General features: G+C 58.8%; 12 protein-coding genes. 4 read left to right on the top strand and 8 right to left on the bottom strand.

The features are described from left to right. Positions 1-85: 85 nt before the first annotated feature. From L9059_RS07540 to L9059_RS07525, 4 genes are all read right to left on the bottom strand, one after another. Positions 86-367 carry a helix-turn-helix domain-containing protein gene (locus L9059_RS07540; protein WP_247289729.1) on the bottom strand — a complete coding sequence of 94 codons (282 nt, stop codon included), beginning with the start codon at positions 365-367 and terminating at the stop codon, positions 86-88. After that, a complete protein-coding gene (locus tag L9059_RS07535; RefSeq protein ID WP_247289728.1) occupies positions 364-1716 on the bottom strand; it encodes a type II toxin-antitoxin system HipA family toxin in 1353 nt (450 codons plus the stop codon). The genes L9059_RS07540 and L9059_RS07535 overlap by 4 nt, the downstream gene beginning before the upstream one ends. A gap of 250 nt (positions 1717-1966) precedes the next feature. Beyond that, positions 1967-3775: a sodium-extruding oxaloacetate decarboxylase subunit alpha gene (oadA, locus tag L9059_RS07530; RefSeq protein WP_247289727.1), complete on the bottom strand. Its 1809-nt coding sequence runs from the start codon at positions 3773-3775 to the stop codon at positions 1967-1969. A gap of 11 nt (positions 3776-3786) precedes the next feature. Beyond that, positions 3787-5202, bottom strand: coding sequence for an acetyl-CoA carboxylase biotin carboxylase subunit (locus tag L9059_RS07525; protein WP_247289726.1), 1416 nt, complete (start codon positions 5200-5202; stop codon positions 3787-3789). A gap of 189 nt (positions 5203-5391) precedes the next feature. Here L9059_RS07525 and L9059_RS07520 point away from each other — a divergent pair, with 189 nt between their 5' ends. After that, a complete protein-coding gene (locus L9059_RS07520; RefSeq protein WP_247289725.1) occupies positions 5392-6354 on the top strand; it encodes a LysR family transcriptional regulator in 963 nt (320 codons plus the stop codon). On the opposite strand, the gene L9059_RS07515 is transcribed toward L9059_RS07520, so the two are convergent. The 3 genes from L9059_RS07515 to L9059_RS07505 form a co-directional block, all read right to left on the bottom strand. Then, positions 6296-6508 carry a PA3496 family putative envelope integrity protein gene (locus L9059_RS07515; RefSeq protein WP_247289724.1) on the bottom strand — a complete coding sequence of 71 codons (213 nt, stop codon included), beginning with the start codon at positions 6506-6508 and terminating at the stop codon, positions 6296-6298. The two genes, L9059_RS07520 and L9059_RS07515, sit on opposite strands and share 59 nt — an antisense overlap. A 239-nt stretch (positions 6509-6747) precedes the next feature. Beyond that, positions 6748-7614 carry a transcriptional regulator HexR gene (hexR, locus tag L9059_RS07510; RefSeq protein WP_045060837.1) on the bottom strand — a complete coding sequence of 289 codons (867 nt, stop codon included), beginning with the start codon at positions 7612-7614 and terminating at the stop codon, positions 6748-6750. Between the two features lie 153 nt (positions 7615-7767). Next, a complete protein-coding gene (locus L9059_RS07505; protein WP_247289722.1) occupies positions 7768-10635 on the bottom strand; it encodes an EAL domain-containing protein in 2868 nt (955 codons plus the stop codon). Positions 10636-10893: 258 nt separating this feature from the next. Here L9059_RS07505 and uvrD point away from each other — a divergent pair, with 258 nt between their 5' ends. From uvrD to L9059_RS07490, 3 genes are all read left to right on the top strand, one after another. Continuing rightward, complete coding sequence (gene uvrD / locus L9059_RS07500; RefSeq protein WP_247289720.1) at positions 10894-13077, top strand: DNA helicase II; 2184 nt, start codon at positions 10894-10896, stop codon at positions 13075-13077. Positions 13078-13376: 299 nt separating this feature from the next. Beyond that, positions 13377-14249: a Tim44 domain-containing protein gene (locus L9059_RS07495; RefSeq protein WP_247289718.1), complete on the top strand. Its 873-nt coding sequence runs from the start codon at positions 13377-13379 to the stop codon at positions 14247-14249. A gap of 135 nt (positions 14250-14384) precedes the next feature. Then, positions 14385-14792, top strand: coding sequence for an SMI1/KNR4 family protein (locus L9059_RS07490; protein WP_247289716.1), 408 nt, complete (start codon positions 14385-14387; stop codon positions 14790-14792). Between the two features lie 68 nt (positions 14793-14860). Here the strand turns inward: L9059_RS07490 and L9059_RS07485 are convergent, their stop codons facing one another. Further along, positions 14861-16624, bottom strand: a complete 1764-nt coding sequence (locus L9059_RS07485; RefSeq protein WP_247289714.1) for a cation:proton antiporter — start codon at positions 16622-16624, stop codon at positions 14861-14863. Positions 16625-16791 lie beyond the last annotated feature (167 nt).

Here is a 16791-nt window from a genome sequence, read left to right as displayed (position 1 = left end):
GGGCTGATCAGCTTGCCGGCGGTGGCGCGTGTACCCTCGCAATCGCCGGCAAGCCGGCTCCTACGGATTGGCGACGCGGGGTAGTTCAACATTCACCATCGCGCCGAAGCCGCACTACTCCCATTTTCATTCCAAAAGGTCTGAACACTGCATTCAGGGATTTCAACGTCTGATTCCCCTCCCCATGCTCGATATGTACCAGCGTGCGCACCGAAATCTTGCACATCTTCGCAAACTGCGTCTGGTGCAGGCCTGTGACCTCCACACGTAAACGGCGAACAGCCTCGCCGATTTCAAGAGTGCCTTGGGCAAGTGCCTCCCGGATGCTCTCAATGAGTATTGTGCGCTCTGCAACCGTCATGCTCATTTCAAGTCCCACTCTATCAAACGGTGCTCCAGGCTTTTCAGGGCAATTCGCGGATGATTCATCGTCGCATCAGGCAAACCACTGGCACTCAGAATGTCGGGAAGTGCAGCCAGGCGTCGGGCATCCGAACGCAGGCGCTCGTAGATTTGCGATGCATCGCTGAGTGCGGCCAATGGGTCATTCGGATCGGCCAGGCCAGCCAGAGCGCTACACACGCCACGCCAATCAACATCCCCTGCCCGTTCCAGTTCTTTTGGCCACTTGGTGGTGCGTGTCACTCCTTCGTCGTCCATCACCATCGGTGCCAGGTCGTAAATCGGCGCCAGTCGAAACGAATCAGTGCCACGGATGATTGCGGTGTTGCGACCATGATTATCTGAGTTACCGAGAATCTTATTGATCAAGTCGCGTCTCAGATAATCAGCGACCAAATCAGGGATTTCATCAACTTGTCCCGCATCACGCCAAAGCTTCGCGAGCAGTCGGATCACTTCGATGTGATCCATGGCACTACCGGGTGTAGTGATATTTGCCAACGAATAGACCGATTCGACGGCAAGGCGCTCGACTCCCTGACCGGTGACTCGGCGATCAAAACGCTTCATCCATAAACTCGGCTTGGTGGCCTCTGCCAAAGCCAGGCCCTGCGCTTCAAGAGTTTCTATCCCCAGTTCCTGCAGCGCCTTGTAGTAGTGATACTCACTCCTGAGGATGTCCTGATCTGTTTTCGAGCCCTTATTGCGGGCGAACTTCACAAACCAGTGTTCAGTAACCTCGGCATCGTCAAGCACAGCATCGGGGTATAGAAGACCACTTTTATTTTGAGCCAGCAAAAGCTTTGGGGCCTCGCCTCCGGCACCCGTCGCTCCACCAATCGCAGCACCTTGCTCATAGGCATATTCAAGAAACCGGTTATCACGTGCGATAACGTCCTGACGCTCGAAACCCATTGCCTCGCGCTGGTCTACTGCTTCAGCAGATTCTTTTATCCGCATATTGCCGATCGGTGCCGGCGTGCTTCGAGCCAATAGATAAAGTTCAGCGTCGATATCTGCAGGCTTGTCTCGGCCGATGCGAGCCATGAGAAATCTTTTCGCCGCCCCAGCAGGCGCAATGTCATGCACGAACGCCGGGGCATTGGACCGCCATCCATCCCAATCCAGTGGAAGCCTGGCACTCACGGCTTTCGCGAAAGGTGTTCCGATGGATTCATAGTTGTCGGCCAGGTAACTCTGTTCGTAACCGAAACTGCAGCGGCTCTCGAAGCCTTTTTCAGGGCTGTCAAAGCTCAAGACCATAGCGTCGCGCCAGGTAGCTGCGATGTAGACCTGTAAGGTAAGGTTATACATGTCATCTTCACCTGCATTTAAATGCATATCTTGACTTAAATTGCGACGCCAACACGCAATATAGTGCATTCAGCTCTTGGAAACAGCCTTATTATCTGCATTAAAATGCAGTTAAAGGCAAAACTTGCGATAAAAAACGCAAAATAATGCAGATCCTCAGGATGGTTGTCAGTAATCGCTCTAAACGACAGACAAAAAAAGGGGAGCACATGCCCCCCCGAGGTTTAAAGCGGTGTATCGAGGCTGTTAATCAGCCTTCGATCTCGATCAGGATTTCGCCCGGGTTCACCCGGTCGCCCTTGGCCACGTGAATGGCGGTGACTTTGCCGGCGATGGCGGCCTGGACTTCGGTTTCCATCTTCATCGCCTCAGTGATCAGCACGGCCTGGCCGGCTTTCACCATGTCGCCTTCCTTGACCAGCACGTCGACAATGTTGCCCGGCATGGTGGTGCTGACATGGCCTGGCGCCGAGGCTTGCTTGCGCTTGCTGCTGCCGCCGCTGACGAATTCGTTGAGCGGTTCGAACACCACTTCTTCCGGCATGCCGTCGATGGACAGGTAGAAGTGACGCTTGCCTTCAGCCTTGACGCCGACACCGGTGATATCGACTCGGTAGGTTTCACCGTGAACGTCGATCACGAACTCGGTGGGCACGCCTTCGCCACCTGCGGAGGTGACGCCGCCGGCTTCTGGAATTGGCAGCAGCACTTCAGGTGTCAGGGTGCCGGCGGCACGTTCTTCAAGGAACTTGCGCCCGATGTCCGGGAACATGGCGTAGGTCAGCACGTCTTCCTCGGACTTGGCCACCGAGCCGATTTCCGCGCGCAGCTTGGCCATTTCCGGCTTGAGCAGATCAGCCGGGCGCACGTCGATCACTTCCTCGCTACCGATCGCCTGGCGACGCAGTTTTTCATTCACGGTGCCCGGCGCCTTGCCGTAGCCGCCTTGCAGGTAGAGTTTCACTTCATTGGTGATGGTCTTGTAGCGCTCGCCGGCCAGCACGTTGAAGAACGCCTGGGTGCCGACGATTTGCGAAGTCGGGGTCACCAGCGGTGGGAAACCGAGGTCCTCGCGAACGCGCGGGATTTCGGCCAACACTTCGCTCATGCGGTTCAGGGCGCCCTGCTCTTTCAACTGGTTAGCCAGGTTGGAGATCATCCCGCCCGGTACCTGGTTGACTTGCACACGGGTGTCGACCGCGGTGAACTCGCTTTCGAACTGGTGGTACTTCTTGCGCACGGCGTAGAAGTACAGGCCGATCTCCTGCAGCAGTTCCAGATTCAGGCCGGTGTCGTACTCACTGCCTTTAAGGGCGGCGACCATCGATTCGGTGCCCGGGTGGCTGGTGCCCGAAGCGAAGCTGGAGATCGCGGTGTCGATGTGGTCGGCGCCGTTTTCGATGGCTTTGAGTTGGCACATGGTGGCCATGCCAGCGGTGTCGTGGGAATGGATAAACACCGGCAGCGACTGCTCGGATTTCAACGCCCTGACCAGTTCGCCAGTGGCGTACGGGGTCAGCAGGCCGGCCATGTCCTTGATCGCCACCGAGTCGCAACCCATGGCTTCCATCTGCTTGGCCTGGGCCACGAACGCATCGATGGTGTGCACCGGACTGGTGGTATAGGCGATGGTGCCCTGGGCATGTTTGCCGGCGGCTTTCACCGCTTCGATGGCCACGCGCAGGTTACGCACGTCGTTCATCGCGTCGAAGATACGGAACACGTCGATGCCATTGACCGCTGCTTTAGCGACGAAGGCTTTGACTACGTCGTCGCTGTAGTGGCGGTAGCCCAGCAGGTTCTGGCCCCGCAGGAGCATTTGCAGGCGAGTGTTAGGCAGCGCCGCGCGCAATTGGCGCAGGCGCTCCCACGGGTCTTCTTTGAGGAAACGTACGCAGGCGTCGAAGGTCGCGCCGCCCCAGCATTCCAGCGACCAGTAGCCGACTTTGTCGAGCTTGTCGCAGATCGGCAGCATGTCTTCGGTGCGCATGCGGGTGGCGAGCAGCGATTGGTGGGCGTCGCGCAGGATCGTGTCAGTAACGTGGATTTGCTTGCTCATTGTTCTATTCCTCACAGGCCTGCGTGGGCGGCGATGGCGGCGGCGATGGCCAGGGCCAGCTCTTCGGGTTTGCGCTTGATCGAGTAGTTGGTCAGTTCAGGGTGGGCTTCAACGAAACTGGTGTTGAACTGGCCGCTACGGAATTCAGGGTTACGCAGGATTTCCTGATAGTACGCGGCGGTGGTCTTGACCCCTTGCAGACGCATATCGTCGAGGGCGCGCAAGCCACGGTCCATCGCTTCTTCCCAGGTCAACGCCCAGACCACCAGCTTCAGGCACATGGAGTCGTAGAACGGCGGAATGGTGTAGCCGGTGTAGATCGCTGTGTCGGTCCGTACGCCGGGGCCGCCGGGTGCGTAGTAACGGGTGATCTTGCCGAAGCTCGGCAGGAAGTTGTTCTTCGGGTCTTCGGCGTTGATCCGGAACTGCAGGGCAAAACCGCGGTGCTGGATGTCTTCCTGTTTCACCGAAAGCGGCAGGCCGGACGCGATCCGGATCTGCTCACGCACGATGTCGATGCCGGTGATTTCTTCGGTGATGGTATGTTCCACCTGCACCCGAGTGTTCATCTCCATGAAGTACACCTCGCCTTCGGCGAGCAGGAACTCCACGGTGCCGGCGTTCTCGTAACCCACGGCCTTGGCTGCGCGCACCGACAGATCACCGATGTAGGCGCGCTGTTCCGGGGTCAGTTGCGGGCTCGGGGCGATCTCGATCAGCTTCTGGTTACGGCGTTGAATAGAGCAGTCGCGCTCGAACAGGTGCACTACATTGCCAAAGCTGTCGCCGAGGATCTGCGCTTCAATGTGTTTGGGATTGACGATGCATTTTTCCAGGAACACTTCTGCCGAACCAAAGGCCTTGGTCGCCTCGGAAATGACTCGCGGGAATGCTTGTTCAAGTTCTTCCCGGCTGTCGCAGCGACGGATACCACGACCACCGCCACCGGAAGTGGCCTTGAGCATCACGGGATAACCGATGCGGTCGCCTTCGATCAGCGCTTCCGCGATATCCGCGACGTTGCCTTCAGTGCCGGGTGTGACCGGCACTCCGGCCTTGATCATGCTGCGACGCGCTTCAGTCTTGTCGCCCATGCGCCGAATCACTTCAGCCGATGGACCGATAAACTTGATCCCACGCTCGGCGCAGATATCTGCCAGTTCAGCGTTTTCCGAGAGGAAGCCGTAGCCGGGGTGAAGTGCATCGCATCCGGTTTCTACCGCCAGGTTCACCAGCTTGCGCGCATTCAGATAACCGGCCAATGGCTCGGCACCAATGCTGTGGGCCTCATCCGCACGCTTCACATGCAAGGCATGCCGATCGGCGTCGGAATAGATCGCGACCGAGCGAATGCCCATCTCGGCGCAGGCACGTACGATTCGTACGGCAATCTCACCACGGTTGGCGATCAGGATCTTTTTTATCACTTGGAATTTCCCTTGAGCCGGTGCTGCCCACAACCTGCTAGACCAGGTCGACGAGTGACCAAATGTTTCAATCTGGTCGCAAGCCCACACTAGCGCTCACAAGGGATTAACAAAAATGAATAATAATTGGGTCAGGCATAAGTAAAGACTTATAGTTGTTCTACCGGCCATGATTCAGAGCGAAAAAAAATGCGTAAGTCTTTGATGCGTATGACATTGCGTCAATTACAGATCTTCAATGAGGTGTGTGATCTCAGGTCCTACAGCCGCGCGGCCGAGGAAATGTCGCTCACCCAGCCAGCCGTCAGCCTGCAGATTCGACAGATTGAAGAGCTGATCGGGCAGCCCTTGTTCGATTATGTCGGTAAAAAACTCTACATGACCGAAGCCGCCGAAGCACTTCAGCGCGCCAGCCGGGACATTTTCGGCCGCCTGGAAAACCTCGACATGCAGCTGTCGGACATGCAGGGCTCGCTGCAGGGGCAGCTCAAGCTGGCGGTGGAATCCAGCGCCAAGTATTTCGTGCCCCATTTGTTTGCTGCGTTCAAACGCCAGCACCCGGAGGTCAATCTGCAGCTGACGGTGGTCAATCGCGGGCAGGTCATTCGGCGCCTGTCGGATAACCGCGATGACCTGGTGATCATGTCCATGGTGCCACAGGACATGGGGCTCGAATTCCTGCCTTTTCTGAACAATCCGATTGTCGCGGTGGCGCCACCGGATCATCCGCTGTGCCATATGGGCCCGCTGCGCTTGCAGGATCTGGAGCCTTATACCCTGCTCCTTCGCGAATCCGGCTCCGGCACTCGATTGGCATGCGAGGAATACTTCAAGGAAAAACGCGTGCACTTCACCCAGTCTCAGGAAGTCTCGTCCGCCGAAGCCCAGCGCGAATGTGTACTGGCAGGTTTGGGCGTGGCGCTGTTGACGCGTCACGCCCTGAACCTGGAGCTGGCGACCGGCGGCTTGATCGAGCTACCAGTGGAGGAACTGCCGCTGTACCGCAGTTGGTGCCTGGTGCAGGCCAAGGCGAAGCGCCTGTCACCGGTGGCTCACGCGTTCCTTGCGTTTATCCGCAGTGAGCGGGTGCAGATCAGCGCCCTGGTTGAGCGTTTCGACGGGAAGCTGCGGGCGCTGCCTGCCAGTAATTGAGTTCCAGCTCGTCAGCAAAGCTGCCGATTTCTGCCAGCAACTGTCGGCGCTCGCAGCGGTCTTCGATGGCGCGGCGAAACTCCATGCGGCGCTGGTCTTCCTGCTGACGACGAGTTTTGACGGCGCTGTTGCGTTCTTCGTAGGGCTGGGCCATTTCGAGTCTCCCAAGGCGATTACGGGAGTTTCAAGATAGGCGCGAGGGATGACGGTTTTGCGGCTTGCGCGTTACAGAGGTGTGAATATTGGCGCCTTTAAGACGCCTTCGCGAGCAAGCCCGCGCCCACAAGGATCAGCTGCGCTGTACATAAATGATTGAACTGCCCACAACCCTGTGGAAGCGGGCTTGCTCGCGAATGAAGGTCGGAACGACCTTCCCTCCCTCTTAAATCAAAATCAATCGTCCAGCGCTTTCACCGACTTGGGTGACAACCGCAAGCTGCGCAAGCTGCGCTTCACGCTCTTGAGGTGGTTCACCAGGCTCGGGCCGCGCGCCATGGCTACGCCCATCGCCAATACATCGATCACCACCAGGTGGGCAATACGTGAGGTCAGTGGCGTGTAGATTTCGGTGTCTTCATGCACATCAATCGCCAGGTTGACGGTCGACAACTCGGCCAATGGAGTCTGGCTCGGGCAGAGGGTGATCAGCGAAGCACCGCTTTCACGCACCAGGTTCGCCGTAATCAGCAAATCCTTCGAGCGCCCTGATTGGGAAATGCAGATCGCTACATCGGTCGGCTTCAGGGTCACCGCCGACATGGCCTGCATGTGCGGGTCGGAATACGCCGCCGCCGTCAGCAGCAAACGAAAGAATTTGTGCTGGGCGTCCGCCGCCACTGCACCCGAGGCACCAAAACCGTAGAACTCTACCCGCTGGGCCTGGGACATGAGCGTCACGGCGCGCTGCAACTCGATTGGGTCCAGCCGCTCGCGGACCTCCATCAGGGTATGCAGGGTGGTGTCGAAAATTTTCAGGCTGTAGTCGGCGACTGAATCGTCTTCGTGAATCGCAAACTGTCCAAAACTCGCGCCCGCCGCAAGGCTCTGCGCGAGCTTGAGTTTCAGGTCCTGGAAACCGGAACAGCCGATGGCCCGACAAAACCGCACGATGGTCGGTTCGCTGATGCCCACGCTGTGGGCCAGGTCGGCCATGGAACTGTGCATCACCGCCGCCGGGTCAAGCAGCACGTGGTCGGCGACCTTGAGCTCCGACTTGCGTAAGAGGTGGCGTGACTGGGCGATGTGTTGCAACAGATTCAAGGTTCTGGACTCTTTGTTATTGGCTGGCGCCGGGATGTAGCGAGCTTGTAGTTATACTACATGAATCGGCTTTTTGCCTGCTCAATCCGTAACCGAATCCCTCGTTTTCAGCCGAGCATGGCTCCATGTAGCGGCAATTACGCCTTCGCCGATTTACTTCACGCCTTGCAATCGCAGAAGGTCCGCCAGCCGTTGCGCCTCAACTGGCTTGCTGATCAGGTAGCCCTGGACCTCGTCACACTGTTCGCCCCGAAGAAACTCGAGTTGCTCTGGTCGTTCGACGCCCTCAGCCACCACCTTCAGCGACAAGCCATGCGCCATGGCGATGATCGCCCGGGTGATCGCCGCATCCATCTGCCCCTCCCCCAGGCCGCGAATAAACGTCTGGTCGATTTTCACGTAGTCCACCGGTATGCGCTTGAGGTAACTGAGGGAAGAATAGCCGGTGCCGAAGTCGTCGATCGCCAGCTTCACGCCCAGATCACGGAGCTGCTGGAATGTCGAAATAATGTGCTCGACGCTGTCCAGCAACTGACTTTCGGTCAGTTCGAGTTCTAGGTATTGCGGTGCCAGCCCGGTTTCTTCCAGCACCTGCCGCACCAGGCCGACCAACTTGCCCTGACGCAACTGGTGCACCGAGAGATTCACCGAAACACGGATCGGCTCGAGCCCCTGACGCTGCCACTCACACGCTTGCCAGCAGGCCTGGCGCAAGACGAACTCGCCTATAGGACCGATCAATCCGGTTTCCTCGGCCAGACCGATGAACTCCGCAGGCGACACACACCCCCTGTCGGGATGATCCCAGCGCACCAATGCTTCGGCGGCATTCAGGCGTCCCGTGGCGAGGCAGAGCTTGGGTTGGTAGAAAACTTTCAGCTGCTTCTCATCGATCGCTTTGCGTAGCTGGTTTTCCAGCTGCAACCGCTCCAGGGTGCTGGCCTGGAGGCTCTCGGTGTAAAACTGGAAATTGTTGCCGCCCAGGTGTTTGGCATGCTGCATGGCCATGTTCGACTGGCTGACCAGCGCGGAGATTTCCCGGGCGTTGTCCGGCAGCATGCTGATGCCCATGGACGCACTGACTACCAGCTCATGTCCGTCGATGGTCAACGGCAGACGCAATTTGGCCGACAACCGGGTCGCCACGCGCGCCAGGCTGGAGAGGTTGGCGTAGTTGTCGAACAGCACGGCAAATTCGTCGCCGGACAAGCGTGCAATGGTGTCGGCCTCGGGCAGTGCACTCACCAGTCTGCGGGCCGTTTTCTGTAATAGTTCATCGGCAATATCATGGCCCAGGCTTTCGTTCAGCAACTTGAACCTGTCCAGATTGATGTGCAGCAACGCCAGGCTGCGCCCGCCTTGACGCATGCGATGATGAGCCTCGCGCAGGCGCTCGCGGAACAGTGACCGGTTGGCCAGGCCCGTCAGCTCGTCGTAATGGGTGAGAAAACGCATGCGCTCCTCGGATTCGCGCCGGGCCGAAAGATCAGCGAAGAAGCCCACGAGGTGACTTACATTTCCCCGATTATCCCGCACCGCGCTTAGTTGCAACCACTGCGGATAGAGCTCGCCGTTTTTACGGGTCTCCACCAGTTCGCCCTGCCAGCTGCCATGCTGTTCCAGTGCCTGGCGGATGGCGCTGTAGTGCCGACGGGCATCTCGGCTGCACGGCAGATCGACAACGCTAAGCCCGAGAATGTCGTCGATCTCATAGCCGGTCACCCGGCAGAAGGCCTGATTGGCCGCAATCAAGGCGTAATTTGGATCGAAAATCACAATGCCTTCGCTGGCCGCCTCGAAAACCGTTGCGGCCAGTTGCTGTTGCGCTTCCAGGTTCTTGCTGACGCTGATGTTGCGGCGAGTCCCGACCATGCGTACCACCCGGCCATTCTCGCCGCGCTCCACCGCCCGCCCGCGATCTTCAATCCACACCCAGTGACCGTCGCCGTGGCGTACGCGATATTCGATCTGATAGTCCTCACTGCGACCCTTCAGGTGTTCCACCAACGCGCGCTTGAGCGCTGGCAGGTCTTCGGGATGCAGGCGTGGCTTGAGATGGCGAAGCATGGCGGTCACCAACTCTGGCTCCAGGCCGAATAATTCCTGAAGCTGTGTGTGATGGACTTCGTCCGTCTGCAGGTTCCAGTCCCACAACCCCAGCTCGCTGGCTTTCAACGCCAACGCCAGGCGCGCCTCGCTTTTACTGAGGGCCTGGTTGGCCAAGTCCAGTTCGAGGCTGCGCTGGGCAACACGGCCTTCCAGGCCGGCCTGAATGGCCCTTAGTTCAGCTTCAGCGCAACTACGCTGCTCAACCTCCCTGGCCAACTTCTGATTAAGTTGATCGCTGCTGCTTTGAGCCTGCTGCAGGTGCTCGATCAGCGCCTGATTCTGGAAGCGACGCAGCAAGCCCCGATCGATCAGCCGGTTGACCTGCCAGGCGACCACACTCAACGCCCCCAACAAAATCAGGCCGAACCATCCCCAGCCTTGGGCTTGCTCATCACCGCCCCAGAACAGATAGGCGATCGCCGGCAACAGACAGGGCAAAGTAAAGGAGAGAAACGCCGGCAGGCTTACGGCATATGCAACGCTAGCCGACAACGCTGCCGCACCGATCAGGCCAAATACCCAGGCTTGTTGGATAAAGGTGTCCGCCGGGACCAGCGCAATACCGGCACCTGCCAGGGTCAAGCCGGTCAGGCCCGAGCCGAGCATAAACATGCGGCGCCAGACCGGATGCGCCTGACGGTTGGGCATCGCCGAATCGAAAGCCGCGACCTGGATCACCCGCAGCGCCACCAGTGAAAGCAACCATACCAGCCAGAAGCTGACCAGGAAGTAGCGCTGCGGGCTCCAGAGCAGGCCGGCGCAGACCAGGCCATTGATCAGCATGAACAAGGTAGGCAGCAGCGATCCCTGGTAAAGCAGACGGGTGCGTTCCACCGCCATTTCCATGGCGTATTGTCTGCGGATAACCCGGGGCTCCACGGAGGGGCCCGACACGTCGATGCTGAGGGTCATAGGCAATATTCTTGTTCTTATAATGATGAGCTTGAGCCCGAATCGTCGAAGGAGCATACACAAGCAAGTGGCTGGACCAAACCGCCGCCCACGATAAAAAAGATGAAATCTGCGGTTGCAGTTACCCCCTGAAAAGCCGCAGAGCAAGGCCCGCCAGCGCTTGCAGCCGGTGACTGACCGGTCGTCATCCGTGCGTCTTTCATCGGCTAATGCAAAGCTCGGTTTGCCCGGTGTGACGGCGCACCCTAGAATGCCCCGATGCGCGATGATCTCTCCCTTCTGCTGAACTCCCTCAACGATGCCCAACGCCAGGCCGTAGCTGCCTCCGTGGGTCGTCAGTTGGTCCTGGCCGGTGCTGGTTCCGGTAAAACCCGAGTGCTGGTGCACCGTATCGCCTGGTTGATCCAGGTCGAGAACGCCTCACCCCACTCGATCCTGTCGGTGACCTTTACCAACAAGGCCGCTGCCGAGATGCGTCATCGCATCGAGCAGCTGATGGGTATCAACCCGGCCGGCATGTGGGTAGGCACCTTCCACGGCCTGGCGCACCGCTTGTTGCGGGCGCATTGGCAGGAAGCAGGCCTGAGCCAAACCTTCCAGATTCTTGACAGCGATGACCAGCAGCGACTGGTCAAGCGGGTGATCCGCGAGCTGGGGCTGGACGAACAACGCTGGCCAGCGCGCCAGGCGCAATGGTTCATCAACGGGCAGAAAGACGAAGGCCTTCGACCACAACACATCCAGGCCAGTGGCGACCTGTTCCTGGCGACCATGCGCAGCATTTACGAAGCCTATGAGGCCGCATGCCTGCGGGCAGGTGTCATCGACTTCTCCGAACTGCTGCTGCGTGCCCTCGATCTGTGGCGTGATCACCCGGGCCTGCTGGCGCATTATCAAAAACGCTTCCGGCACATTCTGGTGGACGAGTTCCAGGACACCAACGCTGTGCAGTACGCCTGGTTGCGCCTGCTGGGCAAGGGCGGGGACAGCCTTATGGTAGTGGGCGACGACGACCAGTCGATTTACGGCTGGCGCGGCGCTAAGATCGAAAACATTCATCAATATTCTTCCGACTTCCCGGATTCACAAACCATCCGCCTGGAGCAGAACTACCGCTCCACCGCCGGCATCCTCAAAGCGGCTAACGCCCTGATCGCCAACAACACCGGGCGTCTCGGCAAGGAACTGTGGACGGATGGCGTCGATGGCGAGGCGATCAACCTGTACGCGGCGTTCAACGAGCACGATGAAGCGCGTTATGTTGTCGAAACCATCGAAAGCGCGCTAAAGACCGGCTTGGCACGTAGTGATATTGCAATTCTGTATCGCTCCAACGCCCAGTCCCGCGTTTTGGAAGAAGCCTTGCTGCGCGAGCGCATCCCGTATCGTATCTACGGCGGCCAGCGTTTCTTCGAGCGTGCGGAAATCAAGAACGCCATGGCCTACCTGCGGTTACTGGAAGGCCGTGGCAACGACGCGGCTCTGGAACGGATAATCAACGTGCCAGCCCGTGGCATCGGCGAGAAAACCGTTGAAGCGATCCGCGAGCATGCGCGCCATAGCGACGTGTCGATGTGGGAAGCCATGCGCCTGCTGGTGGCCAACAAAGGCCTTACCGGCCGGGCTGCTGGCGCCCTGGGCGGCTTTATCGAGCTGATCGAGAACCTCGCCGCCAAGTGCATGGAAATGCCGCTGCACCTGATGACCCAGACCGTTATCGAGCAGTCCGGGCTGATTGCCTACCACGAAGCGGAAAAAGGCGAAAAAGGCCAGGCTCGGGTGGAAAACCTTGAGGAACTGGTCAGCGCTGCTCGTAACTTCGAAAACACCGAGGAAGACGAGGACCTGACGCCGCTGGCTGCATTCCTCGGCCACGCCTCGCTGGAGGCCGGGGACACCCAGGCCGACGAGCACGAAGACAGCATTCAACTGATGACGCTGCACAGCGCCAAAGGCCTGGAATTTCCTTATGTATTCCTGGTGGGCATGGAAGAAGGCCTGTTCCCGCACAAGATGAGCCTGGAAGAACCTGGTCGCCTTGAAGAGGAGCGGCGTCTGGCCTACGTCGGCATCACCCGTGCCATGCAGAATCTGGTGATGACCTACGCCGAAACCCGCCGCCTGTATGGCAGCGAAACGTACAACAAGGTTTCGCGCTTCGTACGGGAGATTCCCAAAGGCCTTATTCAGGAAGTGCGCTTGTCGAACAGCGTCAGCCGGCCCTTCGGCGGCAACCAGTCGATGAGTGGCAGCAACCTGTTCAGTGGCAGTGAGATTCCGGAAACCGGGTTCAGCCTTGGGCAGACGGTGCGTCACTCAATCTTTGGCGACGGCGTGATCCTCAACTTCGAAGGCGCCGGCGCCCAGGCCAGGGTTCAGGTGAATTTTGGCGAAGGCAGTAAGTGGCTGATGCTGGGTTACGCCAAGCTGGAAGCCATCTAGGGAACTGCAGGGGTGCCCTTTATGTGGAGCGGGCTTGCTCGCGAATACGGTGTGTCAGCTTGCATCAATGCTGAATGGCTTTCGCGAGCAAGCCGAATCGTCGCACCGCCGCTCCCACACGGTCCCATTTCCCTGCGAACCCATCCCTTTTTCCTACAGAAGAAAGTACATACCCTTATTGCCGCGACGAAGCTGAACGAAACCTGTCAGGCAAAAGCCCGAAACACTCTGCCGCTAGCCAGTAACACTTCAGCTGTGCAACATGGCGCGCGTGCCTTCCACAAATGGGAATTCCCTTTATGAAACGTTTTCTTAGCATCGCCATGGCGTTGTGCATCGGCTTGACGATGAGCCTCGACGCCAACGCCAAGCGCTTTGGTGGCGGCAAGAGCTCCGGCGCTGCGCCGACTCACCAGACCAGCCAAATGGCTCCTTCTTCTGCTGCCGGTGGCGCTGCTGCCACTGCTGGCGCGGCCGGTGCCGCTGGCGCCGCTGCCAAGGCCGGCGGTGCGTCGCGCTGGCTCGGCCCTCTTGCCGGCATCGCTGCCGGTGGCCTGCTGGCCTCCATGTTCATGGGCGGCGGCTTCCAGGGCATGCAGATCTTCGACATCCTGATCATGGCGGTCATCGCCTTCCTGGTGTTCCGTTTCATCGCCGCTCGTCGTCGCAAGCAGCAGGAGCACCTGGCTCCGGCTGGTCACGCGCCGATGCAACGTGAAGCGTTCGAACAAAAGCCTGCCGGCGGTTCGATATTCGGTGGTGCAGCAGCACCCGTTGCCGCGCGTCCGGTGATCAATGCGCCAGCCTGGTTCAATGAACAAAACTTCATTGAAGCAGCTCGCAACCACTTCCAGTCCCTGCAGCAGCACTGGGACGCTAACGAAATGGACAAGATCGCCGAATTCGTGACCCCGCAACTGCTGGAGTTCCTGAAGCGCGAACGCGCCGATCTGGGCGACGCTTTCCAGTCCACCTACATTGATAACCTCAGTGTTCAACTGGACGGCGTGGATGATCGTGCAGACAAAACCATCGCCACCCTGACCTTCAGCGGTGTGTCGAAGACTTCGCGCTTCGACCAGGGCGAAGTGTTCAGCGAAAGCTGGAACATGGAACGTCCACAGGGCGAGAACCAGCCTTGGCTGGTAGCCGGTATCCGCCAGAACGGCTGATCACCCCTGCGTTAAAAATGCTGTAATAAAAACCCCAGCCTCGGCTGGGGTTTTCTATTTCGCGGTTGCATCTATAGCAAGCTACTGTATAAACCGCCCCAACCAAACCGCGCCAACAGCAAGAGGATCCCGGACGTGGAAGAAATCATCGAACAACTGCGTGAAGCCAACGAGCCGGTACCAGTCCCCTTGGAGCTGCCTGACGAAGACATACTGGTGGAGATCGAAGAGCAACTGTTCATCGATATTCCATTCGTCTTCAGAGAATTTTTGCTGACCGTCAGCGACGTGGTCTACGGTAGCCTTGAACCGGTAACGGTGACCGACCCGCAGTCCCACACCTACCTACCGGACGTGGCAGCCAACGCCTGGGACGCCGGCGTCGACCGCAGCCTGATCCCCATTTGCCAGGATGGCGACGACTACTACTGCGTCGAAGAAGACGGCACCGTGGTGCTTTGGCAGGCAGAAGAAGAGCTGATTGCCGAAGAGACCTGGGAGTCGGTTTGGCACTGGGCACGGGACGTCTGGCTGGAAAGCTGATATCCCTGACTTACACCCTGTAGCCGCTGCCGAAGACTGCGCAGTCGGACGCTGGCTGCTACAGGACATCAGTGGCCAGTTGAATCATTGTGGTTGTCCAGCGTGTCGAGCAGCGCCACCTGCATGCGCGTATGCACACGGATGAACCAGCGCCAGAGCAGCGCCGCCACAGTGGCCGTGACCACGGCGATCAGCACCAGTAACTTATTGGTCGGCAGAATGCTGGCCGACAAGGCTGCCAGTAGCAGGAAGATCACCAGCAGCGAGAGAATCGGGATCACTTCAGCGATCACCCGTCGCACTCGCTGCGTGTGGCGGCCGGCCATCTCCGGCTTCACGCCCATCTCTGCGAGCAGCATCGATAGCGCCTTGAGCTTGCGATAGGCGGCGATCAGAAACGGCAGCGACAAGAGCAACGCCCCGCCCCAAATCAACGCCTTCTGCCAGCTCGGGTCGCCGATCCAGACTTGCAGGTGAGCCGACATGCGCTCGGCAAAGAACGCACCCGAGAAGAAGATCGCGATCACCAGCGCCAGGTTGACGCCCACCTGCAACAGAATCCGCCGAATCATCGACGCCAGCAGCGCGCCCTCGCCCTGAGGTTGAATGCTGCGCAGCCATTCGCCATACATCCCCAGGACACGGCTCAGGCGCCGCGGCATGACCGCCGCCAACTTGATCGACAGTGGGTCAGCCGCGCGGATCAGATACGGCGTCAGCAACGTGGTGAGGACCGAGACGGCCACCGCCACCGGATAGAGAAAGTGGCTGGTGACCTGCAAGGTCATGCCCAGCGCCGCGATGATGAAAGAGAACTCACCAATCTGCGAAAGCCCCATCCCGACCCGAAGTGAGGTGCGTCCGTCATTGCCGGCAATAAACGCGCCCAGGCCGCAGGACAACACCTTGCCCAGCACCACCGCCACGGTGATCACCGCGATGGGCCAGGCGTATTGCAGCAGAATCATCGGGTCTAGCATCAGCCCGATGGCCACGAAGAAAATTGCGCTGAACAGGTCGCGAACCGGTTCGATCAAGCGCTCAATCTTCAGCAATTGCCGGGATTCAGCCATGATCGCGCCAATCAGAAATGCACCGAGCACCATGCTGTATTCGAGTTTGACCACCAGCAGACAGAAGCCGAAACACAGGCCCAGCACGGTGATGAGCAGCATCTCGTTACTTTCGAATTTGGCCACGTAGGCCAATAGCCGTGGCACCAGCAGAATGCCGATGACCAGTGCGACGATCATGAACAGTGAGAGTTTGCCGACCGTGGAGAACACTTCGCCGGAGCTGACCGTGCCGCTGACCGCGATACTCGACAGCAAGGCGATAATGCCGATGCCGAGGATGTCTTCGACGATCAGCACACCGAAGATCAACTGTGCGAAGCGCTCGTTCTTCATCTTCAGGTCGTTGAGAGCCTTGACGATGATGGTGGTCGAAGAAATCGCCAGGATTGCCCCGAGGAACAACGAGTCCATGGTGTTCCAGTCGAACCAGCGGCCGATTTCGTAGCCGATCCAGATCATCAGTACGATTTCCAGGAACGCCGCGATAAACGCCGTGGCTCCGACTTTGAACAGCTTGCGCAGGCTAAACTCCAGGCCCAGGCAGAACATCAGGAAAATAACCCCCAGCTCCGCAAGGGTCTTGATGGTTTGTTCATCGTGGATCAAGCCGAACGGCGGCGTGTGCGGGCCTATGATGAAGCCGGCGACGATGTAGCCGAGGACGACCGGTTGTTTGAAGCGGTGGAAGAGCACCGTCACCACACCTGCGACCAACATGATCACTGCCAGGTCCTGTATGAAACTGATGGCATGCATGGTGTGGGGCTCCTGAGTTCGACTTTCCGGAGCGTAACACCGCGACTTCGGGCAGAAAGGCAGTGCAATATATGGAAACAGATCGATCCAGGCGTGACGGCACCCCCTTACCCGGCGTCCCGATAACTGTTGGTTATGAAAAGCCGACCACGCGCCCGCAGAGGTGC

Source organism: Pseudomonas violetae (assembly GCF_023072615.1).
In the GTDB taxonomy this organism is placed as follows: Bacteria; Pseudomonadota; Gammaproteobacteria; order Pseudomonadales; family Pseudomonadaceae; genus Aquipseudomonas; species Aquipseudomonas violetae.
This window is presented reverse-complemented; position numbering and strand designations above follow the sequence as displayed.

Coding starts and splice junctions, on each gene's coding strand:
- L9059_RS07540 (WP_247289729.1), bottom strand. CDS start 367: ATGAGCATGACGGTTGCAGAGCGCACAATACTCATTGAGAGCATCCGG.
- L9059_RS07535 (WP_247289728.1), bottom strand. CDS start 1,716: ATGTATAACCTTACCTTACAGGTCTACATCGCAGCTACCTGGCGCGAC.
- oadA (WP_247289727.1), bottom strand. CDS start 3,775: ATGAGCAAGCAAATCCACGTTACTGACACGATCCTGCGCGACGCCCAC.
- L9059_RS07520 (WP_247289725.1), top strand. CDS start 5,392: ATGCGTAAGTCTTTGATGCGTATGACATTGCGTCAATTACAGATCTTC.
- L9059_RS07515 (WP_247289724.1), bottom strand. CDS start 6,508: ATGGCCCAGCCCTACGAAGAACGCAACAGCGCCGTCAAAACTCGTCGT.
- L9059_RS07505 (WP_247289722.1), bottom strand. CDS start 10,635: ATGACCCTCAGCATCGACGTGTCGGGCCCCTCCGTGGAGCCCCGGGTT.
- uvrD (WP_247289720.1), top strand. CDS start 10,894: ATGCGCGATGATCTCTCCCTTCTGCTGAACTCCCTCAACGATGCCCAA.
- L9059_RS07495 (WP_247289718.1), top strand. CDS start 13,377: ATGAAACGTTTTCTTAGCATCGCCATGGCGTTGTGCATCGGCTTGACG.
- L9059_RS07485 (WP_247289714.1), bottom strand. CDS start 16,624: ATGCATGCCATCAGTTTCATACAGGACCTGGCAGTGATCATGTTGGTC.